Source organism: Nocardiopsis sp. SBT366, assembly GCF_001083815.1.
In the GTDB taxonomy this organism is placed as follows: domain Bacteria; phylum Actinomycetota; class Actinomycetes; order Streptosporangiales; family Streptosporangiaceae; genus Nocardiopsis; species Nocardiopsis prasina.
In genome coordinates this window covers 48,097-72,634 of sequence record NZ_LAVM01000013.1, presented here as the reverse complement: position 1 = coordinate 72,634, position 24,538 = coordinate 48,097, and the positions used below count along the sequence as shown (strand labels likewise).

Here is a 24,538-nt window from a genome sequence, read left to right as displayed (position 1 = left end):
ACCGGGAGCGGAGCCGGGTCAGCCCGAGCCGCCCCCCGAGGACTCCTGGCCGGACGGTGGATCCCCGCCGTCCCCGACGGAGACCTTGGCAGTGGCGTCCTGAGCGTCGCCGCCCTCCGCCCCGAGGCGGTCCTCGAGTCGGCGCACCTGTTCGCCCAGCTCGGCGAGGCGGTCCATGACCGCGTTGTGCTGCACCAGTTCGAGTTCCTGGTCCTCCGCCCAGCGACCCTTGCTGAACTCCTGCTCCATCGACGTGACGATCACACCGATCACCAGGTTCAGGATGATGAACGCGGTGAGCACGATGTAGATGACGAAGAAGATCCAGGCGGACGGATGGTGCTCCAGCACCGCGTCCGAGACGTCCGGCCAGTTCTCCGTGGTCATGAGCAGGAACATCGTGTACAGGGTGGTGCCGAGGTTCCCGAAGAACTCCGGGACAGTCTCACCGAACATCTGCTGGGCGAGGATCGCGGACGTGTAGACGACGATGAGCAGCAGCCCGATCACCGTGCCCATGCCGGGGACGGCCTTGAAGAGCGCGCCTATGATCTGGCGCATCTGCGGGACCGCGGTGACCACGCGCAGAACGCGCAGGACCCGGAGGATGCGCAGCACCGCGAAGGGACCGGTCGCCGGAATCAGCGAGATCACGACCACCGCGAAGTCGAACCAGTTCCAGCCGTCCCGCCAGAAGCCCCCGCGCCAGGCGTACAGCTTGAGGAACATCTCGACCACGAACAGGCCGATCACGAACCGCTCGACGCCTTCGAGATACGGAAGGGCAGAACCCCCATAGGTTGCCCAACCCAATATGACGGCATTGGCCAGAATCACGGCAAGCATGGCGTTGGAGAACCCACGGCTTTCCACGAACTGGGTGACCTGATCCCGCCGCAACGTCACTTTCCCCCTCACACCGGCACCTTGAATGAGTACCAGGCGCGCCCAAATATATCGAAGCCGTTTCGGACGCTTCCAAGCGCGTCCATACTTGGCGCGGAATCCCGAACCACCACAACCAGGGAGCGCCGATGGTGACCGATCGGGCCCCGCAAGGGAACCGCGCACCCCAGGACGGTACTCTCCCCCGCCTTCCGCCTCGTCACGAACCCACATCCACGCGAGCGCACCCACCGCGTGCTACTTCCCACAAGCAGAGTCAGCCGGTTTCGGGCCGGTCCCAAGGCGGAGCGCACAAGCCCCGCAACAGCCCGTGAAACCCACACCGAAACCGCGATCACGAGCGGTAGGAGCCCGGACGGGTGTGAACGGCCCCCGCTCCCCGCTGGTATCTTCGCTGCTGGCCTCGGCGGCAGTCCGGGCCTCCCCCAAGCAGCGCCCGCGACCGAGGAAGAGACATGGCGGAGCTGAAGTACTTCACCGGTTCGATGAACTCGGGCAAGAGCACCATGGCACTCCAGGAGCACCACTCCCGCGGGGGTGAGGGCGTCCTGTACACGAAACAGGACCGCGCGGGCTCGGGGATCATCTCCTCCCGACTGGGCCTGACCTCACCGGCCGTCGAGGTCGGCGACTCCCTGGACCTGTACGACGACGTCGCCGAGCGCAAGGCGTCCTACGTCATCTGCGACGAGGCCCAGTTCCTGTCGTTCAAGCAGGTGGGTCAGCTGGCGGGCGTCGTGGACGGCATGGGTATCGACGTGTACTGCTACGGGATCCTGACCGACTTCCAGGGCGCCCTGTTCCCGGGGTCGAAGCGTCTGGTGGAGCTCGCGGACAAGATAGAGATCCTGCCGGTCTACGCGCGCTGCTGGTGCGGGAACCGCGCCACGCACAACGCCCGCGTAGTCGACGGAGTCATGATCTACGAGGGCGAGCAGGTCCACATCGGCGGGAACGAGTCGTACACGACCCTGTGCCGCCACCACTTCATGGCAGGCGTGGCCTAGGGGCACGCTGGACAGCCCCGATCAACCTCAGTCGTCGCGCCCCGGGATCCAAAGCTCGAATTCGATCACCGATATTCTCACCAGCTTCTCGGCTTCCTTTTGCATCGGAATCAGAGGAACCAGCACATCACCCTCGGCGGAGTCGCCTTCGGCTTCCAGTCGAATTTCGTAGACGGCACTTCTGGTTTGCGCGAGAAGCACATAACCGCTCACTCCTGGCCTGACTTCGCCGTAGACAAACTCCGAACGGTCAGCGAATCCCGCTTCACCTCGGTCCTCAACACGATCAAAATCCGACCCAAGCCCACCCACAGCGTCATCAAATTCCGCCGAGGCCACCGCAACTCGATCCCCCTCCGGAGAATCGATCACCGCGTTGTATGAGTAGATCAGATCCCAACGTTGTGTGGCATTGTACTCACTGACCATTTTCCACTCACAACGATCTCGGACTCTGCGCTCTCCATTCTCCACAGAGTCGGTGTACTCTTCTGCACTGTCACTTCGAGTCAGATTGACCTGCGGAGACGAAGACAGATTTCTTGAGCAGAGATCCAGATCCCCTGGGTCAATGGAAGCCTGAGGTTCTCCGATCATCTCGATCGGGCTCTCACCCTTCGTGGATTCGGAGACGCCAGTGGCAGCCGTTCCTATAATCAGACTTAGAACGCCGACGATCACACCGAAAACACCGAAGGCCGCGAGCGTGCCGCACCCGAAGACCGCAAGCGCTGCCTTCCAGCCGTGTAGGCCCTTCTTCGCTGGCTTCCCGCGCTTCGAATCCGTTTCCTCGGTCTCCACCACGATTACGCCTGCGCCTCCAGCTGAGCCTTCACTTCGGGGTGCTCAAGCGGACGGGTGAACCCCACGATGTCCGCACGATTGGGGTCATCGTACTCGCGCACCGCGATCGGTCCACAGTTGGTGCACCAGGCCTCGACCATCAGGCCGTCCCCGATCACCATTGCCATGTGGCCGGGCCCAGGCGGCTCTCCAGCTCGGGTCACGTCAAAGAAGACCAGGTCACCGGGTTGTTCCTCACCCAGGGGAATCTTCGGCCCGAAGTTCCACTGGTCCTGGGAAACACGTGGAACCGTCACACCGATGCTCTCGTAGGCCTTCATCGTCAGACCGGAACAGTCGTAACCGTCCGGCCCGGTCCCTCCCCAGATGTACGGCTTTCCACGCTGGTCAAGCGCCCAGTCCACAACCGCCTGGGTCAGGTCGTCCGGTGCCCGCCCGATCGGCACTCCGTCCTCGTCCAGCTCACAGAGAACCGCGGTCCGAATGGAGTCCGAGGTGTTGAAGTCGCCGTCGGCATACCGTTCCGCCCACTCCATCACATCGTCCACGTACCACCAGGCATGGTTGTAACCGAAGATCGCCTGGCGAACGTCGTCCTCGAGGCCGTGCGCCAGGAGGTAGTCGGCGGCTGCGGGAATGGCGTCGGCAGGGTCGTAGACATTGACGACCCCGTCGTCGTTGCCGTCCACTCCATAGCCCACCTCCGGCCGCTCCTCAACCGGCTGGATCGGCTCGCCGCCCCAGCTGTTCCCCGCCGCGGAACCGTCCAGCGACCCGAACTGCATGGGCCCGGAGGCTCCCCAGTCGTTGTGGCCCTCGGTGATCCCCGGCCCCTCCCAACGACCGTGGTGGGACTCCACCTGCCCGATGCCCGCAAGGATGTTCCACGGAACCCCCCGGTCCTCCCCCGCCTCCTGGTACAGCTCCAGGTAGTTCTCCGGGATGGTGTCCATGGCGTAGGCGCTGCTGTCCGGCTGGTCTGCGTCGGCGTTGGGTGCGCAGACCACACCCGAAGCCAACCAGGAGGCCACCTGAGTGTTGTTGGTGAGGGCTGGAATCACCATGAGTGTCAGGAACACCAGACCTGCCACACCGATGGCCGCCAGTACGGCGACCCTGGTCAGGCAGGAACCCGTCCGACCGTCGGGGGCGGCGGTGCGAAAAGCGGAGATCAAGCGGTCACTCCTCCCCGAACTGTCCGGCGTCGGCTGGCTGGAAGTCGAAGACCGCCCAGGTTCCGCCGTCGCGAACCACCGTGACGGCGAAGTCGCCGAGGTCCTCGTCGAACTCGGAGTCACCGGTCTCGGTGATGGACTGAGTGGTGACCACGAAGGTGAGCGAGTCAGTGCCGAAGGTGCGGATCTCCTGAACCTCCGCGCGTCCCTCCGCGACCGCCTCGGCCTCGCTCATCTCAGCCCAGAAGGCCCCCACCCGGTTCGCGTCGGAGAGCACCTCCGCGTACTCGTCGGTCGCCAGCGCCTCCATGGACGCGTAGTAGGTCTCGGGGTCCTGTGAGTAGTCGATGGTCCCGTAGGCCTCAGCGAAGGCCTGCGCGGTCGCCCCCGCCGCCTGGAGCTCCTCTTCGGCGAACGGAAGCCAGTCAAGGACCTCCAGGTCCTCTGCGGCGGTGGTCGGAATCGGACTGGGCGGGACGGTGGCCAGCCCTCCCGGGTTGGAGGAGGGTGGCTCGGCCTCCCCTTGAGCGGTCCCGGGTTCACGCGGTGGACCAGCGGGGTCCTCCGTCTGGTCGCCTCCGAACCCGCCGAGGCTGAAGTAGATCCCGAACCCGGCCAGAGTGGCGATCAGGCCGATGACGACCAGTCGCTGGGTGCGTTCGGGGAGAGGGTTGGGCATGGTGGTCGGTTGCCTTGTCGTTTGCTCAGTGACCGGGTCACTAGTCGTCGTTCAGCCAGAAGGGGACGTCTCGCTTACGGTCCCGTGTGCTGGAGGAGCCGCCCTCCCCCCAGAAGGGGGTGATGGGAGCGTTGTCCTTGCTCTTGCCGGACCCGGTCAGCCAGCCGCCCTCACCGTCGCCGCGCCTTCCGCGATCAGCGGGGGCCGGTCGTGCGGGGCGCTGCGGAGCGGGCCGCTCACGCTTCTCCTTCGGACCGCCCCAGCGCGAACCCCGGCCGAGGTTTCCGTGTGCCGGGGTGTCCTCGCGGCCGTTGAAGATGCCGCGCCCCGTGCTGGGCTCGGCGCGATCAGCACTCGCCGCTCGGGAGTTGCTCGTTCCGCCACCGAACACGCCGCCTCCGGAGCGTGTGCCGGAGCCGGCGCCGTCGTTGCGGTTCGGGCCGTTGCCCCCACCGCCGGTACCGAAGACGCCCGCCCATCCACTGTCGCCGGTGCCGGTGTAGCCGCCAGCAGGCCGGGGCGGAATGGGGCCGCCGCTGCCTGCACCACCGCCGGTGCCCGTGCCACCGTTCCCAGAAAGACTCGGCGCCTGGTCACCGCTCCGGGCACCGGTGGTGGGGCGCTGCGAACCGGGCCCACCGCTCCGACTGACGTTGAGTGGCGGAGCGTTGTCGTTTCCTCGGACCCGTCCGTAGCCCGCAGTCCCTCGGACACGGGCGCCCTCGGCACGGGTGCTGCCACCGCTCTCCGGAACCTCTTCCGCGGTTTCGGTGGCGCCTGCGGAAACGCCTCCGCCAGCGGGAACCCCTGCGGCCGCACCAGCGATCATGGCGCCGTGACGGCGGCCCCAGTTCTGCGTCTTGAGGTAGGCGACCGGGGGAAGAACCATCGCGCTCTTGTCCAGTGCCTGGCTACGAGCCGCGTCGGTCACGATGCGCGAGGTGAACGTGTTCGCGTTGACCGAGGCGAAGAGGTAGGCGAACGTCTTGCGATAGATGAACAGCGCCAAGGTGAAGAGGGCGAGCAGGATCATCTGCAATCCCCACCCGAGCGGAGTCGACATGACCATGCCGTAGCTCATGACCAACAAGGCAATCAACAGAACAACAAAGATCTGTTTGAGCAGGAACCCAACCATGAGTTCCACCCACCTGAGGAGCACCATCCGACCATAGCCCGGGTGAATACCAATCAGCAGAAACACAGGCGACAGCATGAAGAGCAGCATGAAACCGATCTTCAACACGATAAGCGCCACAGAACCCGCAAGGATCAGCCCACCAGCGAAGAGCGACGCAAAGAGCGCCAGAGTTGCAACCCCAAGACGACTACCCTGGTCGTCGCCCGAGAACAATGGGTAGACACTCGGGTAGGAGGATTCGACACTCGATGCGATCTCTTCGTAAGATTCCTGCTTCTCCGCGATCAGAGCATTGGCCTCAAGGTCACCATCAGCGATTTGCTGTTGTTCGATCCGACTGATCCCCTGTACAGCAATGAGGTCGCCTGCGTGGTGCATAGCCGCATTCTCAGCGATCTCCCCACTACCAAACTGGCCCGCTGTCCAGGGCTGACATACCAGACTCGACCACATCATGTCCGCGTTCCTGCGAACCTGGAAATCAGCTTCAGACTCCCAACTGGCACGTTCTGGAGGCTCAGCACCTGCGGGGCATGCTCCCGACCCACCCCCATATGGAACCTGCCCTACAGCGCTGGTTACTAGCTGAGTTCCGGAGTTGACCAACGTACTCCCCAGACCCATTACCTGGGATGGGTTTACAAGGATCCACATTCCGAGCGCCGTTGCGGCAACCATCCACACTGAAGACTCAATCGTCAGAGTCATTCGCTTACGGATGAGCCCATACCAGCCAAGCCAAATAGCGCCAAGGATAACGATCGTGGGGATCAGGGGACGCCAGATCCCCTCCCGGAGGGCGACAACCACGTTCTCTACCGTTTCCGTAAAACTGGCGAGAAGGCCGTCGGATGTCGCCGCTTGGTAGACAGTGATGGTGGACTGATTGATGGTCTTCGACAGGTCCCAGGCGGAGTTCGCGATCGTGGCCTGCGCACCCAGTCCCATCTTGTCCACGCAGGATTCAGTGATCATGTGCCACTGTTGACCAGCGGTGCCGTACTGGCCGTACATACTGGCGTCCGGAGGCATTCCGTCAGGGGATCCCTCAATCGCGGAACGCGACTGCGGCGGCACCAGGAGCCCGTCCGAGCCGCTGCCAGCGGACTCCGGGAGCGGTGCCGGGTTGCCGGGGCACATCGGGTTCGCCTGCGCGGAGCTCAGCGGGATGAGGATGAGTCCACACAACATCAGGAACGTCATCAGTATGCGTCGCCAACCCCGCCGGTGGACGTGCTGATGAGTCATCTGCTGAGCTCCTGCGTCGTGGTTCGTGCGGGGAAATCGTTGGCAGACACCAGGGCCTCCCGACCGCACGCCCGCCGCGACACCACCTGGCGCGCGACCGCACACGGCCCCAAGGCCCCCGCATGTCTTTACCCCATCCTCTATGGTGCGTCATCACGGGGTTGGGAGATGGCTGCAACGCGACCGGTTTTTCGGTCGTCGCCCCCGAACGGGCCGGAGACTCATGGCCAAATGCGGGTGTTCTCCTCATTTGTGCAGGTAACAGGCTTCTCGGGGCGGCCGTAACACCCAAAATCCTCAAGGCCACAATTTCCTCACCAGATGTGGACTATGAGGGGCGTCACAGAACCTTTCGCAGCCAAAAGTGGACATACAGCAATCAAGCGGACTGAGACCCGGTACCAACCTGGTCTTACGCGGAACCCGCAGTCCCTATTGGAGGAGGACCGAAACGGAGCACGGTCCACGTGCCCGCCTCGGCCGAGCGCCAGCGGCTTGACCCTCACGCGGCGTGAGGCTCCACGATCAGCCTCATGAGCGAAACCTTCCACGCGTTCAGCGTCAGCCCCGTACCCCAGCCCGGCCCCGACTCGGCACCCCCCGAACTGTTCCGGGGCATCTACGGCATGCCGATGTTCGTGACCGTGCCCACGCACGACCTTGAGGCCTCCAAGGAGTTCTGGATCAACGGCCTCGGGTTCTTCGACCTCTTCTCCGTCCCCGGTCAGGTCGTCCACCTGCGGCGCTGGGCGTTCCAGGACGTCCTGCTCGTACCGGGCGAGCGCCCCGAGCAGACTCCCTCAACGAGCGTGAGCTTCTCCTGCGTGCTGAACCAGATCGACGGCATCGTGGCGGCCTGCGAGGAGCAGCTGCCCGGGTCCACCACCGGTCCTCGTCGGATGCCGTGGAACTCGGTGGAGGTCGAGATCCGCACCCCTGAGAACGCCCGGGTGATCATGACCGCGGCACGCCCGTACGACCCCCAGGACCCGGAGACCGCCCGGTACCTGCGGGAGAACGGGATCGAGGGCCCCGAGGTCCGGAGCCGCGAGAACTAGGGACAAAGACCGAGAGCCGGGGTCCTGGTTCCCAGCTGTCCGGGAAGCAGGACCCCGGCCCCACGGGTCCTCAGGGACCTGCTTCGGTCTGTGGATAGCGTGGATCAATGAACTACGGCGCGAGGACGGTCGGCGCGGTGGCCGCGTTCGTCGGGGTCACCGTCAGGACCCTGCACCACTGGGACGAGATCGGTCTTGCCGGTCCGAGCGAGCGTTCCGCCGCCGGTTACCGGCTCTACACCGCCTCGGACGTCGCCCGCATCCAGCGGGTGCTGGTCTACCGCGAGCTCGGCGTCTCGCTCGAGGAGACCGCGAAGCTCCTGGAGGCGGACGCCGACGAGGCCGCCGACTCCCTGGTCAACCAACGCGACCAGCTGCGCGCACGCATCCACAGGCTGGAGCGCATGGCCGACGCCCTGGACCGCCTCGCCGAGGCCAGGCGGGAGGGCGTCCTGCTTCCGCCCGAGGAGCAGGTCGAGATCTTCGGTGACACCTGGCGGCCCTCCTGGGCCGCGCAGGCCCGCGAGCAGTGGGGTGACACCGCCCAGTGGGCGGAGTTCGCCGAGCGCGCGGCCGACCGCTCCGCCGAGGACTGGCGACGGATCGCGGCGGGGGTCGAGGCCCTGCACGCCGACCTGGCCCAAGCGGTGCGCGAGGGTGTCGAGCCGGGGAGCCGAAGGGCCGACGCCCTGGCCGAACGGCACCGGGAGGCGATGAGTGAGTACTTCGACTGCACCCACTCCATGCAGGTGATCCTCGGCCGCACGAACGTGGACGACCCCGGGTTCCGGTCCAACTACGAGGCCATCGAACCCGGCCTGTCCGTGTGGCTGCGCGACGCCATCGACGCCAACGCCCGCGCCCACGGCGTCGACCCGGAGACGGCCGCCTGGGAGTGACGTGGTGGTCGCGGGAGTGGCCACCTCACGCAAACGAAGCCACCTCCCACCAGACCATCTGGCACCCACCGGGCCACACCGGAACACAGCGGCCCCACCAGCCCCAACCGGGTCCAGCCAAGCCCCACCGGGCTCCCTGCTCGTTTCCGGATGCGGGACGACGAGGTCCTTACGGGGTCCCGGAAATCCGACCCACACGGGAAAGCGCCGGTGCTGTTTGTGACTCTCGGCACTAAAGGCGTTCCTCTCCGTCCCCGTCTGCGGACTCGGTGCCGTTTCTCCGGGGGGCGGAGTGGGCTTTGACCGCTATCGGTCACCTTCTTCGGCTCTGGTACGAGGGGTTGTGGGCAGGCTTACTCTTGGAGTTCGCCGGACCTTCCGCATCGATCGGCCCCCGCAGGCCCGGCTCGTACCCACGGCGTCCCCTTTCCGCGCTGCGGAACGGTTCCCCCCCACACCGCCAGAAGGGAAGCACCCCCATGCCGACCCCCGGGCGTACCTCCGTCGGCCGCTACGAGTTGCGCGAGAGGTTGGGCGTGGGCGGCATGGGCACCGTCTGGCACGCCTGGGACCCCGCCCTGCAAAGGGACGTGGCGGTCAAGGAGGTCCTCCTCCCCCAGGGGATGTCAGCCGAGGACAGGGCCGAGGCGCACGCCCGCACGCTCCGGGAGGCCCAGGCGACGGCGCGCATCAGCCACACGGCGGTGGTGACCATCCACGACGTGCTGGAGCACGACGCCAGCCCGTGGATCGTGATGGAGCTGCTGAGCGGGACCTCGTTGCAGCACCACATCGACGCCGGGGGGCCGATGCCGGTCGAGCGGGTCGAACAGGCCGCCCGCTCACTGCTGGGCGGGTTGGCGGCGGCGCACGCGGTGGGGGTCACCCACCGGGACGTCAAGCCCGCCAACATCATGTTCACCGCGGACGACCGGACGGTTCTCACGGACTTCGGGATCGCGAACGTGGACGGCGGCGCGGCGCTCACCCAGACCGGTGTGTTCATCGGCTCTCCCGAGTACATGGCCCCGGAACGGTTCGAGGGCGAACGGGCCCTGCCCGCCTCGGACCTGTGGAGCCTCGGGGTGACCCTGTACTGCCTCATGGAGGGGCGTTCACCGTTCAGGCGGGACAGCATCACGGGGATGATCAGCGCGGTGATGACCGCCCCGGTGCCGAGGCCGTCGAGGAACGAGGCCGCGAACTCCCCGAGAAGCCTGGCCCTGCTCGCCCTCATCGCGGCTCTGCTCACCAGGGACGCCGCGGCCCGGCCGAGCCCTCGGGAGGCCCTGGAACTGTTGGAGCGGGAGCGTCACGCGACACAGGGGCTCGTGGAGACGCGCCGGGGCCCGTCGCCGGGCCCGGAGGCCTCGGGGGCGCGTCCCTCGTTCGGTCCCACCGGCGGCACCCAGCCCGCGTACCCCAGGAGCGGGACGGCCGGTGGGGGCCATCCCACGCCGAACCCGGTACTGCCGACCAACGGCGCCCCCTCCGGCCCTCGACCGCACCCGAGCGGACCCCCGGTGGTGGGGTATCCGGGGTCGACGGCCGCCGCGCCCGCGCAGAACTCCAGCACCCGGTTCGTGCACAGCACCGGGCACACCGGCGCCCGCCCCGCCGAGCGGAACCACCGGGAGAAGCCCACCGCCGTCCTCACGGTCATGGCCATGCTGGCGCTCAACGCCCTGGTGTTGTTCGTGCTCACGGCGGTGAACCTGGGGCGGGTGGCGGACGACGACACCGCCGCTGGCTGGGGCACCGTGGCCTACCTCGGGGTGTGGGGCGTGCTGTCGGCCTTCGCCGCCTTCGGTCTGCTCACGAGGTCACGCCTGGTGTTCGGTCTGGTGGTGGTTGTTCAGGGGATCGGCGCGGTGACGCTGGCGATGAGCATGTTCACGGTGTTCATCTACACGCCCGAACTGATGGTCATCTACGCGTTGATGCTGATCTACACCCTGACGATCGGTGGGCTGCTGCTCGTCCCCGCCGGGTCTCGGGCCTACTTCGGCCTCGGTTAGTGCTCGGGGAGTTCGGCGAGGCCGGTGGTGGCGGCGTGGACCCTGGCGACGCTGTCGTCGCGCACCCGGCGTGCCACCTCGGCGGTGTCGGCGAGGTCGGCCACCTCCGATGACGGGACCGACATCAGGGAGGCCTCGGCCCGTAGGTCCGCGTAGGCGTCCGTGGCGGCCAGGGCCTCCTGGCACTGTTCCCACTCGCGGTGGGCCAGGACCGACTCGTCCACCAGGCGCCCGTATTCGGTGATCTGGTCGACCCTGGCGCGGATGTGCCCCTCCACCGCGGTGAGGTGTTCCCGCTGGGGGCGCAGGACCTCACGCACACGGGGTGAGGAGGCCTGCTGCCAGCGCCGGACGTACCCCCGCCGCAGTTCGCGCTGGCGGGCCAGCAGGGAAGCGATCCGCCACTCCTGTTCCCGCAGGACCGAGAGACCCCGCGCGGTGTCCAGGGTGTCGGAGGAGCCCAGTTCCACGCGGGCGTCGGTGACCCTGTCGATGGTCTGTTGGACCGCCACGAGGAGACCGTGGTCGGTCGCGCTGATGTCGTCCGGTAACAGGACGCGGTCCCGGTATTGCTCCTCCGGGGGTTCGGGCACCTGGGCCGTGAGCGTGTCGGCGGTGACCAGGCCCACCAGGAGGCCGAACAACAACCATGGGACGCCGCCCGGCGGGTCCTGCGGGAGCAGGTCGAACAGCCACAGGGGCGCGGCCGCGAAGGCGCCCGCGCCGATCGCACCGCCGACGGCCCGCACCAGCGGGTCGGCCTCCTTGCGTACGGCCAGCGCGCCCACGTAGGCGATCAGGCCGATGCTGACGATCACCATGCCGAGGTACCAACCGGCGGTGAGCAGGGCCAGGACGAGGGTGAAGCCGACCCCCAGCAGTTGCACCCCGCCCTCACGCAGGCGCAGGGCCCGGCTGGCGGCCTGCCCGTCGTCGCGCGCGTGTCTCGACTCCGGGGCGACGGCCTCCCGGAGGAGGTCCTCGCGAAGTTCCTCGGGCAGGCTGGTGTCGACGACGGGGCGCGGCCGGATGACGTCCTCACTCATGGGCGATCCCTCGTGAGTGTCGGTCGGGGGGTGCGGGGAGGCTGGTTCAGCGGGCCGGGATCGGAGGGCTGGGGGTAATCTCCTTGATCCCCATCCTCGTCATGCCCGAACCCGACTTCCCCGCACCCTTTGTCATCCGATGTCCGCCCGTGGTCGCGGTGGCCGCCGCTGACCTGCTTCGGAGCCGCGTGCTACTGCTCGCGGCCGTTAGCGGACACCAGGGGGTCCCCGGCGGGCCGCTCGCGGGTGGGGTTGGTGTCCAGCCAGCGCAGCAGCCCCTCGGAGACCAGGTCGACGCCGATCCGCCCGGAGCGGCCGTCGAGGTCGCGGAAGAGGCACTCACCGTTGCCGAGGTTGCGCAGCACCGCCATGTGGTCCTCGTTGACGTCCACCCCGAGCAGCGCCATGACGTCGGCGACCTCGTGGGCCTCGCTGGAGCGGAAGGCGAACACCGAGGACAGACAGTTGGTGACCTGCTCGTTGAGCATGTCCCCCGCGTTCTGGGACACCAGGATGAGCGCGGTGTTGCGGGAGCGGCCCATCCTGGAGACCTCGGGGACGAGCTTGGCCCCCTCGGGGGTGGAGGTGACCGCCCACGCCTCGTCGAGGAAGATCGCCTTGGGCAGGCGCCGGTCCAGACCGTTCATCAGACGCCGGGCGAACTGGGACACCAGGTAGAGGAGCGCGACGGACAGGCGCTGCTCGTAGGAGTAGTCGTCGCGGTTGACCCCGGAGTCGGGCAGCGTGAGCCCGCCCAGGGTGAACACGGTGGTCCACCCCTCGGTGTCGATGCGCGCCTCGCCCTGGGGGTCGAAGCACAGCGACGCCAGCCGCATCTCCGCCATGGAACCCAGGACCGCGCCCAGGTTGCGGGAGGCGGCGTCCTCGGCGGAGACGAGGTGGTCGACCACCTTGGCCAGGGACGGCTGGGGCTGGTTGGCGACGGTGGCGACCGCCTGGATCATGGCCGACTCGCGCTCCTCGCTCATGCGGGGCAGCAGGAGCCGCAGCGTCTCGGTCGCCATGGTCTTCTTCGCGGCGAGGTCGTCCCCGAACGCGAAGGGGTCGAGCAGGCCGGGCTGGGCCGATCCGAGCGACATGACACGGGCCTTGCGTCCCCGGTGCTTGAGCAGCTCCACGAGGGACTCGGCGTCGCCCTTGGGGTCGATGGCGGCCACGGTGACCCCGCGCAGGGCCAGCTGGTAGATCATCAGCAGTGCGAGGGTGGTCTTGCCGCCGCCGGGCTCGCCGGTGATGGCGATGGCCGTGGGGCGGTTGCGGGCCGCGGCGACCATGGGGTCGAAGTGCACGATGGACCGGGCCCGGCCGATGGTCTCCCCCACGTACGGGCCGACCCAGCCGCCGCCGTGGTGGTCCGTTCGGTCACCCACGTCCACGGTCGCGGTGGGCATGCCGCCCGCGATGGTGCGCAGCGGCTGGCGCTGGGCGTAGGCGTTGAGGCGGATGCGGTCGCCGGGAAGCGACTCGTTGAAGAGCGAGAACTGGTCGCCGGTGGAGTTGATGACGTCGATGCCGATGTCGCGGTAGTGCTCCACCACGGCCTCGACGTGCTGGCCCAGGAGGCGCTCGGTGGGCGCGGACACCATGAGCCGGTGCCACCCGTAGACGAACGGCAGGCGCTCCTTGGTGATGCCGTGCTCCAGCATGCGGGCGGCGTCGATCTGCTCGGCCAGCGCGATGGGTGCCTCCACCCCGGCCTCGCGGATGTGGGCGTCCATGTCGCGGGCGTGCGCGAGCTTGCGGCCGACGTCCTTGGAGGCCTTCGCGGGCGGGATGAGCTTCATCCGCAGGGAGATCTCCACGGGGAACGGCAGCGCGTCCGCATGGTGCAGCCAGGGTTCGCCGTCGGGGAAGGGCATGAGGTCCGGGAAGCGCGCGAACGACAGGAACGCCACGTGGGTGGAGCCCGCGGGCTGTTCGAGGCGCAGCGTGGAGCGGCCGTTGTGGATGACCCCGTCCACGAGCTGCTCGATCTCGCCCCGGCCCCAGGTGCGGCGGCCCGTGGCCGAGGGGCGGATCTCCTCGGCGGTGCCGCTCACCGCGTGCCGGATGAGCCAGGCGATCTCGTCGGAGGTGGCGTGCCGGGCGTGCAGGGAGCTGGCGGCCAGGGCGCGGCCGAGGCGCTCGGACTGGTCGGTCCAGCGCGCGATCTCCTTGTCGTCGATCGCGTCGTCGTTGATCCCCAGGACCTGCTCGGTGCGCTGGTAGGCACCGAAGAGCTGGGAGAACAGACCCAGGCCCGCGCCGGCGTTGCGCAGCCCCAGGCGTACGCCGAGGTAGACCTCCTTGGTCCAGAAGTCCTTGGCCCACACGTGCCGGTACATCTCTTCGAGGTAGTCGTACCAGCCGGGCCCGGCGTCGGCGGTCTCGTCCAGTCTGGTGGCCCACTGGGCGGCCGGGTAGGTGCGGTGGGCGACGCGCAGGTGCACCTCGGCGTCGTTCATGCGGATGGCGGCGAGGGCGATGGTGATGTTGGTGGCCAGTGCCTGGCGTTCCTCGGGAGTCGTGAACTCGTAGGACACCGTGGGGAGCCGGAAGTAGGCCCAGGCCTCGTTGTCGCTGAAGAGCACTCGGTCGTCGAAGTAGCGGACCGCGAGGCGGGTCGCGCCCCGGGTGCCCCTGGTACCGGTCATCTGCTAGCCCTTCCTCGTGACGGCGCTGACGAGTTCCGCCCCGTAGCCATCACCCATAGTGCTGCATGAGGCCGGGGGGTGAGAAGCGGAGGCGTCGGTGTGCCAGAAACCGGAGGCGGTGCGCGGCCGGGGGGCGCGGGCGCGGCCCGGCCCCTTGCGGGTGCCGGGCCGCGTCACTCTCCGTCGTGTCCACGGAGGTCAGCCGACGTCGCCGACTAGCAGGCGGTGTCGAGGGTGCTCTGGAGGGTGGACTCCTCGGTCGAGGTGATCGTGAGGTCGTAGACGTGCTTGACGTTGATCCAGGACTTCACGTAGTCGCAGTGGACGGCCGTGTTGGTGGGCATCCACTCCGAGGGGTCCTTGTCGCCCTTGGCGCTGTTGCTGGAGGGGGTGGCCAGCCACAGCTGGGAGCTGGTGACGTCGTTGGCGAAGTCGGCGCGCTGGCTGGTGGACCAGTCGGCGGCGCCGGTCTTCCAGGCCTCGCTGAGCGGGACCAGGTGGTCGACGCTGATGTCGCCGGGGACGTCGTTCACCCACTCGTCGTCGAAGGCGCTCCACCAGCTGCCCGCGGTGGGCTGGCAGTTGGAGTCGGTGACGACGTCCTGCCCGTCGCGCTTGAGCACGACCTGGCGGGCGGTGCAGGGGCTGTCGACCACGTTCCAGTGCGGGAACAGGCTTCGGTCGTAGCCGGACTGCGGGCCCTTGGCGGCGACGGTGAGCGAGTTGAGCTGGGTCTGGGCCGCGGAGTCGCTGGGGATGTTCGGGGGCAGGGTGTCGGCGGCGGCGGGTGCGGCCCAGACGAGGACCATGGCCACCGCGGCGGCCGAGACGGTCGCGGCGGTGCGTGCGAGCACACGGGGGAAGGGGGGCACTGTGTTTCTCCTCTTGAGCGGGTCGAGGAAATCCGGACCCCACTACTGTGGAGTAACGAAAGCCCGCACGCCAGCCCCCACGCGAGAATTCCGGGTGAATCGGAGGTCACTTGGGAATAACGACCGGAGCGCGGCCGTGTTACGTTGCACCGAGCCCTGCGTCAAATGCTCGTGAAATAGATCACACGATCTCGGCCCGACCAACACACAAAGGGTTGAGCGATTCGTCGAGCAAGGCGATGAGCTGCAATGATGGCGCTCCGTGAGGGGAACTCGGCGACGCGCGGCCCAGGCGGGGGATCACGCAGGTGAACACCCGAGAAGAAGCCAACCAGCGATTCGGAGCCCGAAAGCGTAATCTCCGGGTCGCCGTTTTTCGCCCATATAGTAGACGAGTAATACCCAGATGGTGAACTCGTAAACACGGCGGAAGGAACTCGACCCCCTTTGTGAAATCCGGGTTTGTTAGGTTCACATGTCGTACGAGGAACCCCGAGCCGAGAGGAGCACCCCAGCCGAGGGGAGCGCCATGACTCTGCAAATGGAACTTCCGACCGCGGACGACTACCCCACCCGTAAGGCCCCCGAGCCCGCGCTGCTCTACCGCCGGGACCCCGTCGTCTGGCCCGGTGCGGCCGACGGCCCCTTCACGACCGAACAGCTCGACGGCTACGACCGCCGCGGCTACACGCAGGTCGAGTCGATCGTCAATCCGGTGGAGATCGAGGCCTACCGCGCCGAACTCCGACGTCTGAGCGCCGACCCCGCCCTGAGGGACGACGAGCGCGTCGTCGTCGAACCGACCTCCGACCAGGTGCGCTCGGTGTTCGAGGTGCACAAGGTGAGCCAGGTCTTCCACGACCTCGTGAACGACCCCCGTCTCGTCGACCGCGCCCGGCAGATCCTCGGCTCGGACGTGTACGTGCACCAGAGTCGCGTCAACTACAAGCCCGGCTTCGGCGGCGGCTCGTTCTACTGGCACTCCGACTTCGAGACGTGGCACGCGGAGGACGGCATGCCCCGGATGCGCGCGGTCAGCTTCTCCGTGGCGCTCACCGACAACTACACGCACAACGGCGCCCTGATGATCATGCCCGGGTCCCACCGGACCTTCGTCTCCTGCGTGGGCCGGACCCCGGACGACCACCACCGCTCCTCGCTGAGGAGCCAGCACGTGGGAACACCCGACCAGGCGTCACTCAACCTGCTGGCCGACCGGCACGGCATCGACGTGCTCACCGGCTCGGCGGGCGACGTCACCGTGTTCGACTCCAACTGCATGCACGGGTCGGGCGGCAACATCACGCCCTACCCGCGCTCCAACGTGTTCGTCGTGTTCAACAGCGTGGACAACGCGTGCGCGAAGCCGTTCAGCGCCAGCCGGGCCCGTCCGGAGTTCCTCGCCGCGAGGGATACCACCCCCGCCGGACGCTGACCCCGGGGCGACACCGTGGCCCGCACCCGACAGCGGATGCGGGCCACCGTGTCAGGTGGCGGGTGCGAGGGCGTTGACCAGGACCCCGCCCAGGGCGCCGTGGGCCCGCTTGGTGGCGGGCCGCAGGGCGCCGACGTCGATCTTCGTGTACGAGGAACCCAGGTGGTCGTCCCAGGGGATGCGGACGATAGCCCGGCAACGGCCGCGCGCCACCCGCTCGGCGGCGTCCACGTCCTGGAGGCTGCGCTTGCTGACCCCGTTGACCACCAGGATCGAGTTGGCCCGCAGCGTCGCGTACCCGTTGCCGTCCAACCACTCGAAGGTCATCGACACCGCGCGCTCGGCGTCCGCACTGGCCGGAGCGACCAGGACGAGGCCGTCGGCGACCGGCAGGGCCCGGGCCACGCCGGTGGCCGCCGGGTCCAGCAGCGTCACACCGTAGAACCCGCCGAGCAGCCCGGCGAGCTGCCCGTAGTCGCGGTCGTCCAGGGTCTGGACGTAGGGGTCATCAAGCGTCTGCACGACCTCCAGTCCCGTCCCGGCGCGGCCCGCGTAGGCGCGCATCCGGTCGTACTCGTCCACGGAGTCGGCGTTGGCCAGCAGCGCGGTCAGGGTCTCCGGTGCCTGGGCGCCGACGCGGCGGGACAGGCCGTTGGGTCCGGGGTTGACGTCGACCGCCACCACCCGGTCGTCACGGTGCGCGGCGAGGGTGTGGCCGATCATCAGAGCGGTGACCGTCTGCCCCGCGCCTCCCGTGCAGCCGAGGACGACCAGGGACCTGGGTTCGGCCAGCGGGGTGCGCAGCCGTTCGATGTCGCTGGTGGGCAGGTCCGATCGGACCGGCGTCGCGCCCCCGGTGACGACCTTGGCCAGTCGGCGCCAGCCCCGGGTGCCGCCGGAGGTGCTGGGGTCGCCGGACTCGTGGTCCACCTCCTCCGCACGCGGAACCGGTTCGGGCCGGGGCCGCTGTGAGGGCACCCCCTGGGGGGTGTCGCCCAGCCGGGCCTGTTCACCGGTGCCGTGGTCCAGTTCGAGGTCGGGTTTCGTGGTGTCCTCGGAGGACCCGGAGTCGCCGCTCGCGCGTGGCTCGGGCTCCTCACCCGGGGTGGGCTGTCCGAAGAGCTGACCGATCCGACGAGCGTTCTGGGCGACCCGGTGGAAGACCCCGTCGTGGGGGTCGTGGGTCTCCGAGCCGCCAGCGGCCTCGTTCTCCCGCTCGGACGGCTCCGGGGCCGACGCTGCCTCGACGGGCTCTTCCTGAGCGGCCTGGGCACGGCGGGACCGCAGTGCCGCTGCTTCGGCCTCGGCCAGCTCGGTCTCGGTGGGCCGGTCAGCGGAGTCCTTCGCCGAGGGACGCGGGGTCGGGCCGCGGGGGTCCTTGCGGACCTCCACGAAGCTCACGAGTTCACCCGTGCCGTGGTCCAGTTGGGTCGGCGGCTTGGGCCCCTCGGTGAGGACCACGGAGCGTGGTCCGGGCTGCTCCCGCGTCCCGGTCTCCCCAGCCCCGTGGGGAGTCTGTGCAACTCGGTTGGCGGCCTCGGCCCCCGCACGGTCAGCCCGCTCGGGGGTCTCCCGAACTCCCTGGGCATCCCGCGACGCGTCAGCAGCAGGAGCCGCCTCCGCACCCTGGAACTCCGCAGCCTCACTGGCGGCGTCGTCCTCGTTGGCGTCCGCGCTCCCGGCCTGCTCTGGCTCCCTCTCGGTCACCTCAGTTCCCACTGACCCCTGGGGCTCAGCGGACTCGCCGGAGGTACCGGGCTCGGTCCGCCCCGACGTCTCCTCAACTCCCTGGGCAACCTGCGCCACGTCAGCAGCAGGAGCAGCCTCCGCACCCTGGGACACCGCAGCCTCAGCAGCAGCCTCGGCCTCACGCGCCTCAGCACTCCCGGTCTGCTCCGGCTCCCTCTGGGTCACCTCAGTTCCCACCGACCCATGGGGCTCAGCAGACTCGCTGGAGGTACCGGGCTCGGTCCGCCCCGACGTCTCCCGAACTCCCTGGGACCCCGCAGCCTCACCGGCAGCCTGGGCCTCACGCGCCTCCGCGCTCCCAGCCCGCTCGGGCGTTTCCTCAGTCCCCAGAGTTCGTTCGGCCTCTCGGGTCACCGAGGCGTCGTGCGCACCTTGAGACTCCAGAGCCTCTTCAGCCGTCTGCGCAGCCTGGGCGGCCTCCGGAGTCACAGAAGCCTTCTCCGACTTCTGGGTCTCCTCCACATCCTGGGATTCCTGGACCCCATCAGCACCATGTGGATGCGCAACGTTCGGCGCCGTGTCGCCCGCAGAAGCCGTCTCCGTCTCCTGGAGCTCCCCGACCTCTCCGGTGGACTTGGCCTCGCGGGCCTCAGCACTCCCAGCCCGCTCGGGTGCCCTGCTGGTCTCCTGAGTTCCTACCGCTCCCTGGGACTCCTGGGGATCCTCGGGCGCCTGCTTCCCGGCTTCCCTGCGCCTGGCCTCCTGCCGGGCCTCGGCGGCGGCGCGGCGCTCCTCGCGGAGCTCGCTGACCACGATCACCGGGTTGTCGCGGTCCCCCACCTTGGGCTGGTCCGGGTGGCGGCGCTTGCCGTCGTCGAACCAGTCCGCCGGGTCGCGGCGCTCGCTGTCCCGCTCCTTGCTCGGCACGGCGTCGGCGAACTTGGGCCGGGGCGGAGCCGGGGTGTCGGCCTTGATCAGGTGGCGGTCGAGCACGGACATGTGCTCGTTCCACCGGGTCCCGTGCTCGGCCGCCTGCCCGCCGCTCTCCACCGGCATCGCCTCGTGCTCACCGGTGCCGTGGTCCAGCTGCAACGGCGGCTTGGGCGCGTCCTCGGTGGCCGGACGCACCAGGCCGTGGGTGGCGTGGGAGACCTGGGGTCCCGCCTCGGAACGGCCGATCGGCTCCTGCTCCTCGGGGCTCTCGGGTTCCTCGGGGGTCGCCGCGGCCGGCGGCAGCCACGGAGCGGCCGACACGCTCCCGGCCGACGAGGGACGGCCCGTCGCGGCGGCGAAGCGGGCGGCGTAGTCGGACAGGTCCGGGTAGTCGGTGCGACTCCCGCCCTCGGGTTCGAGCGCCCAGGGGGTGGCGTGGGGCCGCCCCTCGCGGCGCTGCCGGGCCGGGCGGTCGTCCTCGGTACCGGCGGTGTCCGGCAGGGCGGTCCCCCGGGCACGCTCGGGCCTCGCGGGCGGGGCCTGCCGGGCGCGTTCGCGGGCGGGCTCGGGCTCATCCCGAACCCTGCGGTCGGCGTGGTCCCTGGCCACCTGGATGCCCTGGGTCCGGCCGCGCAGTCGGCGGGCGGCGGGCGACTCCTGCTCCAGTGACGCGGCCGTCATCTCCTCGGCGCGGCGCCGGGAGGGGTCGGGCTCGCGGGGGCCGACCGCCTCGGCGAGCTCCGCGCTGCTCATGGCACCGGTGTCGCTGTCGGAGTAGGCGCTCTTGGAGGTCAGCCCCAGGGGTGTCTCTCCGGAGGAGGCGCGCAGTCGGGCGAACCACTCGTCGCGGTCGCGCTGCTCGTCCTCCTCGGTGACGTACAGGGGCTCGTCGAAGGAGTCGCCGGGTTCGCCCGCGCCCTGGTCGGAACGCGCTTCCTCCTCGGCGGGCGCGGCGGACAGGCCGAAGCCGAAGTAGTTGAGGACACGGCGGCCGACGCCCCTACGGGGCTCCTCCGAAGTGTCACTGGCCATCGCAGGGTGCTCGGACCGGCCCTCGTGCTCCGCCACGGCGTCGTCCTCCTGGGTCGAGGCGGTGTCGGTTCCGAGTCCCGCGGCGACGGCGACCGGAACCTTCCGCGCGGGGGTGTACTCGACGGAGTCGTCGTGTTCGACGACGGGGGCGGTCTGGCGTGCGGGCACGCCTCGCAGCGGAGGCGCGGCGCGGGGACCGCTCTCCGGGACGGGCGCCTCCTCGACCTCGGTCGCGGGCGCGGCCTCCAGGACGGCGGCCTGCTCGGCCTGCGCCCTGCGGGCCGCGCTCCGGGTCAGCGGCAGCGGCCCGGCCTCGGGGTCCCGGTGCCACACGCGCACCGAGACCCTGATCTCGGCGGGCTCGTACTCGGGTGCGAGCCGGGTGAACACGCGGGCCTCGGTGAGGAACCGGGCCTGCGAGATGAGCAGCTCCGTGAGGCGCTTGCCCTCGATCACCGGCCGGGTGGCCAGCACGGTGATCACCCCCGGCGGGACGACCCAGAGCACCAGGTGCCAGCCGTTGCCGAAGTCGAACGGGGCGTTGAGGATGCTGAGCAGCACCACCCACAGCGCGAACACGCCCAGGGCGACCCCGAAGGTCCCCACCGGGAGCGGCATGGGCAGCCGGAAATCGTAGAGCTTGTACAGCCGCTTCTCGATACGCCAGATGTTGGTGTACGTGGGCAGATCCACGATTCCGGCCTCCCTCGCCTATTCCGTCGATACGCCCATCGCTCGGGCGAGCGCCACCGCGATGACCTCGATGATGCCGGGCACGTAGAACACGATCCCGATGAAGATGGCCAGGATGATGAACTGCATGAAGCGGGTGATCTCCCTGGTGAACAGGAAGAAGATCGCCACGATGGACACGATGACGAGGAACAGCGGCCCGAAGAAGCCACGCAGGAAGTCCGCGAGTCCGCCGGTGTCGGGGGCGTTCTGCGCGGGGGTGGCCTCGACCGCGAGGGAGATCGGGTCGGCGGCGCCGAGGGCCGTCATGGTGTCGGCGGTGGCGGACAACAGGGGGAGCATGTCAGGCGCCTTCCTCCGCTGTCGTTACTGGTGTGCGCATGGTTCGTCTCGTCTCCTTGCCTACAGGCCCCGTCGTCGGTTAGTCACCGAACGAGTGCGGGGCGCCCTGGATGTCACGCACGTACCACTCGTTTCCGGAGTTCACGACCGTGACCAGGTAGTTCTGCACCATCTGTCCGGCTTCACCCGCGCCGTCGTCGGCGTCGGCGGAAGGGAGGCCCCAGACCACGGTGGTCGCCACCTGTCGTACGTCATCATCCCCGGTCGAGGACTGGGATGGCACCGGCATAACGGACAGTTCGCTGAATTCGACACTGTTCGCCGGAAGTGGGGTGACAGTGGCACCCGGTTCCACGTAGCGGTCGAGGTGGCCGGCTTCCTCGGCGTAGGCCTCGAAGAAGCCGGTCAGCACGTCGCCGAGCTGCTCGGCGGCCTGGGGGTCGGTGTCGAAGGAGGGGCCCGGGGGCAGTTCCGCCTGGCTGGGCGCGGCGAGCAGCGCGGGGCGTCCGGAGAGCACCAGGGAGGCCCCGTCGCTGTACACGGGCACCTCCAGGCTCATGGCCTCGTCGTTGACGTCGGCGCGGATGGCCACGACCGCATTGTGCTCGTCGCGCACGTCCACGGCGATGACGGTGAGGTTCTCACCGGCGAGGCTGTCCGCGGGGAGGTTGAGCTGGCTGACCTGTCCGTCGGGGACGAAGGCCGCGAGGGAGGTGAGTCGGGCCTCGGGGTCGGAGGTGTCGAGGTAGGACTCGGCGAAGCGGAGGGCGAAGGCCGCGGCGGAGGCCTCGGGGAAGTCGAGGCCGTCACTCACCTCGGGTTCGGCACTGCTGCTGGGAAGGGAGAAGCCGTTGCGGATGGGGAACCAGATGCCGTTGAAGATGACGACGATGATGAACGCCCAGAGCAGCACGCGGCCGACGCCGACCCACCAGCGGCCGCCCGCCCCGGCGCGGGGCCTTCGGGGGCGCGGAGCGTCGAGCTCGTGCTCGACGTCGTCCACCCGGTCACGCACCGCGGTGTCGCGCCGCGCCGTCTTGGCCATCCCCGCCTCCTGGTCCTGCACACAGTGACGCGTCGGCCATAGTGCCGACGCTCGGACTTCCGCGCGCCGTCGCCGACGCCTTCCGCCATGCCCTTGTCTACCCCATCCCTATAGTGAGGCATTGTGCGGGTTGGGAGCGGCCAGGACGGGTCCGTGTTTCCGGACCGGGACCACATTGACCCGGGTGAAGGAACCGCCTAAAAGGTGCAGAGTACGGCAATTCACCACTGACCACTTCCTAAGGATGTGCACGTCAGAGCCTTTCTGGCCGGACCGTAAAGGGATTGGTCACCGCTTGGTGAGCAAGATGTGTCCTGAGTGGTCAGGAAACCGTTGACCGGATGTAACCAGCGACACTCGGGCCCCACGCGGGTCCGCCCAGCGCCGAGGCCCGGGCAACGGGCCCCAGGGCACGTCCGCCGACCGCCGGGACCGGGCAACGGACCGTCCCCCGGCCGCCGAGACCGGGGCAACGGGCCCCACCCCGCTGCCCGGGATCGCGCGCGATGACCCCCCACGCTCCCCTGGCGCGGGCCGCGCTTGTCCCGTTCGCCAACCTCGACGCGTTGGGCCGAGTCGCCCGGACCAGCGGCTCCGCTCACACCCAACGGGACCGGGGCGAACACGAAGGGGGCGGGCCGAGAGAACTCGGCCCGCCCCCTTGGGGTTCGTGCGGGTCAGACGTTGAAGCGGAACTCCACCACGTCGCCGTCGGCCATCACGTAGTCCTTGCCCTCCATGCGGACCTTGCCCGCGGCGCGGGCGGACTGCATGTCCCCGGCCGCGATCAGGTCGTCGAAGGAGACGACCTCGGCCTTGATGAATCCGCGCTGGAAGTCGGTGTGGATGACCCCGGCTGCCTCGGGGGCGGTGTCACCCTTCCTGATCGTCCAGGCGCGGGCCTCCTTGGGCCCGGCCGTCAGGTACGTCTGAAGGCCGAGAGTGGCGAAGCCCACCCGCGCGAGCTGGGCCAGGCCCGACTCGGTCTGCCCGAGGGACTCCAGCAGCTCCTGGGCCTCGTCGTCCTCCAGCTCGGCCAGCTCCGCCTCGATCTTGGCGTCGAGGAAGATGGCCTCGGCCGGGGCGACCAGGTCCTGGAGCTTGCCGCGCAGGGCCTCGTCGGCGAGCTCGTCGCTGTCGAGGTTGAACACGTAGATGAACGGCTTCACGGTGAGCAGGCTCAGCTCGCGCAGCCGGTCCAGGTCCACGTCCTTGGCCTGGGACAGGGAGACGCCCTCGTCGAGGATCTCCTGCGCCGCCCGGGCGGCCTTGAGGAGCTCCTGGGAGTCCTTGTCCTTGGCGTTGCGCTTGGCGTCCTTCTCCAGGCGCGGGATCGCCTTCTCCAGGGTCTGGAGGTCGGCGAGGATCAGCTCGGTGTTGATGGTCTCGATGTCGCGGGAGGGCTCGACGTCGCCGTCGACGTGGGTGACGTCGGCGTCCTCGAAGGCCCGGATGACCTGGCAGATCGCGTCGCTCTCGCGGATGTTGGCGAGGAACTTGTTGCCCAGGCCCTCACCGGTGGAGGCGCCGCGCACGATGCCCGCGATGTCGACGAAGTCCACCGTGGCGGGCAGGATCTTCGCCGACCCGAAGATCTCGGCCAGCTTCCCGAGCCGGGCATCGGGCACGCCCACGACTCCGACATTGGGCTCGATGGTGGCGAACGGGTAGTTCGCCGCCAGAGCGTCGTTCTTGGTCAGCGCGTTGAAGAGGGTGGACTTGCCAACGTTGGGCAGGCCGACGATCCCGATAGACAGACTCACAAGGTCAGAGTCTATGCGGACCGGCGGGTGGGCCGACCCGGGCACGTGCGGCCAATCATGGAAACAGAGTGCGCTGGAGCGGACACGCAGAGTAGGTTC

Annotated in this window: 17 protein-coding genes; 5 read left to right on the top strand and 12 right to left on the bottom strand. The window is 68.8% G+C overall.

Features of this window, described 5'->3' with window-relative positions; translation table 11 throughout:
- Positions 1-18: 18 nt before the first annotated feature.
- Complete coding sequence (locus ADX84_RS06025; protein ID WP_156208033.1) at positions 19-846, bottom strand: ion transporter; 828 nt, start codon at positions 844-846, stop codon at positions 19-21.
- A 515-nt stretch (positions 847-1,361) separates the two neighbouring features.
- On the opposite strand from ADX84_RS06025, the gene ADX84_RS06020 reads away from it, so the two are divergent.
- Positions 1,362-1,913: a thymidine kinase gene (locus ADX84_RS06020; RefSeq protein WP_017545815.1), complete on the top strand. Its 552-nt coding sequence runs from the start codon at positions 1,362-1,364 to the stop codon at positions 1,911-1,913.
- A gap of 27 nt (positions 1,914-1,940) precedes the next feature.
- Here the strand turns inward: ADX84_RS06020 and ADX84_RS25955 are convergent, their stop codons facing one another.
- From ADX84_RS25955 to ADX84_RS06005, 4 genes are read right to left on the bottom strand one after another with little or no spacing between them, the layout of a single operon-like run.
- On the bottom strand, positions 1,941-2,717 hold the full coding sequence (locus tag ADX84_RS25955; protein WP_156208032.1) for a hypothetical protein: 777 nt from the start codon (positions 2,715-2,717) through the stop codon (positions 1,941-1,943).
- Between the two features lie 2 nt (positions 2,718-2,719).
- The gene (locus tag ADX84_RS06015; RefSeq protein ID WP_049568774.1) at positions 2,720-3,892 is read right to left on the bottom strand and encodes a bifunctional lytic transglycosylase/C40 family peptidase; all 1,173 of its coding nucleotides are present in this window, start codon (positions 3,890-3,892) and stop codon (positions 2,720-2,722) included.
- 4 nt (positions 3,893-3,896) lie between these two features.
- Complete coding sequence (locus ADX84_RS06010; RefSeq protein WP_199776485.1) at positions 3,897-4,571, bottom strand: hypothetical protein; 675 nt, start codon at positions 4,569-4,571, stop codon at positions 3,897-3,899.
- A 40-nt stretch (positions 4,572-4,611) separates the two neighbouring features.
- Positions 4,612-6,960, bottom strand: a complete 2,349-nt coding sequence (locus ADX84_RS06005; protein WP_049568770.1) for a type IV secretion system protein — start codon at positions 6,958-6,960, stop codon at positions 4,612-4,614.
- 533 nt (positions 6,961-7,493) lie between these two features.
- On the opposite strand from ADX84_RS06005, the gene ADX84_RS06000 reads away from it, so the two are divergent.
- The 3 genes from ADX84_RS06000 (at position 7,494) to ADX84_RS25115 (ending at position 10,935) form a co-directional block, all read left to right on the top strand.
- Positions 7,494-8,018 (top strand): glyoxalase/bleomycin resistance/dioxygenase family protein, encoded by a 525-nt coding sequence (locus ADX84_RS06000; protein ID WP_049568767.1) that lies wholly within the window; start codon positions 7,494-7,496, stop codon positions 8,016-8,018.
- A gap of 107 nt (positions 8,019-8,125) precedes the next feature.
- Positions 8,126-8,917, top strand: coding sequence for a MerR family transcriptional regulator (locus tag ADX84_RS05995; RefSeq protein WP_049568764.1), 792 nt, complete (start codon positions 8,126-8,128; stop codon positions 8,915-8,917).
- 479 nt (positions 8,918-9,396) lie between these two features.
- On the top strand, positions 9,397-10,935 hold the full coding sequence (locus ADX84_RS25115; protein WP_053107254.1) for a serine/threonine-protein kinase: 1,539 nt from the start codon (positions 9,397-9,399) through the stop codon (positions 10,933-10,935).
- Here ADX84_RS25115 and ADX84_RS05985 read toward each other — a convergent pair.
- From ADX84_RS05985 to ADX84_RS05975, 3 genes are all read right to left on the bottom strand, one after another.
- Positions 10,932-11,981, bottom strand: coding sequence for a hypothetical protein (locus ADX84_RS05985; protein WP_049568761.1), 1,050 nt, complete (start codon positions 11,979-11,981; stop codon positions 10,932-10,934). The genes ADX84_RS25115 and ADX84_RS05985 overlap by 4 nt on opposite strands.
- A 191-nt stretch (positions 11,982-12,172) precedes the next feature.
- Complete coding sequence (locus ADX84_RS05980; RefSeq protein WP_049568758.1) at positions 12,173-14,635, bottom strand: ATP-binding protein; 2,463 nt, start codon at positions 14,633-14,635, stop codon at positions 12,173-12,175.
- Between the two features lie 215 nt (positions 14,636-14,850).
- Positions 14,851-15,507, bottom strand: coding sequence for an HNH endonuclease family protein (locus tag ADX84_RS05975; RefSeq protein WP_049568755.1), 657 nt, complete (start codon positions 15,505-15,507; stop codon positions 14,851-14,853).
- Between the two features lie 529 nt (positions 15,508-16,036).
- On the opposite strand from ADX84_RS05975, the gene thpD reads away from it, so the two are divergent.
- The gene (thpD, locus tag ADX84_RS05970) at positions 16,037-16,942 is read left to right on the top strand and encodes an ectoine hydroxylase (RefSeq protein ID WP_234003851.1); all 906 of its coding nucleotides are present in this window, start codon (positions 16,037-16,039) and stop codon (positions 16,940-16,942) included.
- A gap of 51 nt (positions 16,943-16,993) precedes the next feature.
- On the opposite strand, the gene ADX84_RS27025 is transcribed toward thpD, so the two are convergent.
- The 4 genes from ADX84_RS27025 to ychF form a co-directional block, all read right to left on the bottom strand.
- Positions 16,994-21,289: a TcpE family conjugal transfer membrane protein gene (locus tag ADX84_RS27025; RefSeq protein ID WP_053107253.1), complete on the bottom strand. Its 4,296-nt coding sequence runs from the start codon at positions 21,287-21,289 to the stop codon at positions 16,994-16,996.
- An 18-nt stretch (positions 21,290-21,307) separates the two neighbouring features.
- Entirely contained in the window at positions 21,308-21,631 is a 324-nt protein-coding gene (locus ADX84_RS05960; RefSeq protein ID WP_049568747.1) for a hypothetical protein, read from the bottom strand.
- Between the two features lie 79 nt (positions 21,632-21,710).
- Entirely contained in the window at positions 21,711-22,676 is a 966-nt protein-coding gene (locus ADX84_RS05955) for a conjugal transfer protein (protein ID WP_049568744.1), read from the bottom strand.
- A 677-nt stretch (positions 22,677-23,353) separates the two neighbouring features.
- Positions 23,354-24,439, bottom strand: coding sequence for a redox-regulated ATPase YchF (gene ychF, locus ADX84_RS05950; protein WP_049568742.1), 1,086 nt, complete (start codon positions 24,437-24,439; stop codon positions 23,354-23,356).
- Positions 24,440-24,538 lie beyond the last annotated feature (99 nt).

Excerpts from the sequence above, each read along its gene's own strand:
- ADX84_RS06025 (WP_156208033.1), bottom strand. The coding sequence starts at position 846 with ATGCTTGCCGTGATTCTGGCCAATGCCGTCATATTGGGTTGGGCAACC.
- ADX84_RS06020 (WP_017545815.1), top strand. The coding sequence starts at position 1,362 with ATGGCGGAGCTGAAGTACTTCACCGGTTCGATGAACTCGGGCAAGAGC.
- ADX84_RS06010 (WP_199776485.1), bottom strand. The coding sequence starts at position 4,571 with ATGCCCAACCCTCTCCCCGAACGCACCCAGCGACTGGTCGTCATCGGC.
- ADX84_RS06005 (WP_049568770.1), bottom strand. The coding sequence starts at position 6,960 with ATGACTCATCAGCACGTCCACCGGCGGGGTTGGCGACGCATACTGATG.
- ADX84_RS06000 (WP_049568767.1), top strand. The coding sequence starts at position 7,494 with ATGAGCGAAACCTTCCACGCGTTCAGCGTCAGCCCCGTACCCCAGCCC.
- ADX84_RS05995 (WP_049568764.1), top strand. The coding sequence starts at position 8,126 with ATGAACTACGGCGCGAGGACGGTCGGCGCGGTGGCCGCGTTCGTCGGG.
- ADX84_RS25115 (WP_053107254.1), top strand. The coding sequence starts at position 9,397 with ATGCCGACCCCCGGGCGTACCTCCGTCGGCCGCTACGAGTTGCGCGAG.
- ADX84_RS05985 (WP_049568761.1), bottom strand. The coding sequence starts at position 11,981 with ATGAGTGAGGACGTCATCCGGCCGCGCCCCGTCGTCGACACCAGCCTG.
- ADX84_RS05980 (WP_049568758.1), bottom strand. The coding sequence starts at position 14,635 with ATGACCGGTACCAGGGGCACCCGGGGCGCGACCCGCCTCGCGGTCCGC.
- thpD (WP_234003851.1), top strand. The coding sequence starts at position 16,037 with ATGACTCTGCAAATGGAACTTCCGACCGCGGACGACTACCCCACCCGT.
- ADX84_RS05960 (WP_049568747.1), bottom strand. The coding sequence starts at position 21,631 with ATGCTCCCCCTGTTGTCCGCCACCGCCGACACCATGACGGCCCTCGGC.
- ADX84_RS05955 (WP_049568744.1), bottom strand. The coding sequence starts at position 22,676 with ATGGCCAAGACGGCGCGGCGCGACACCGCGGTGCGTGACCGGGTGGAC.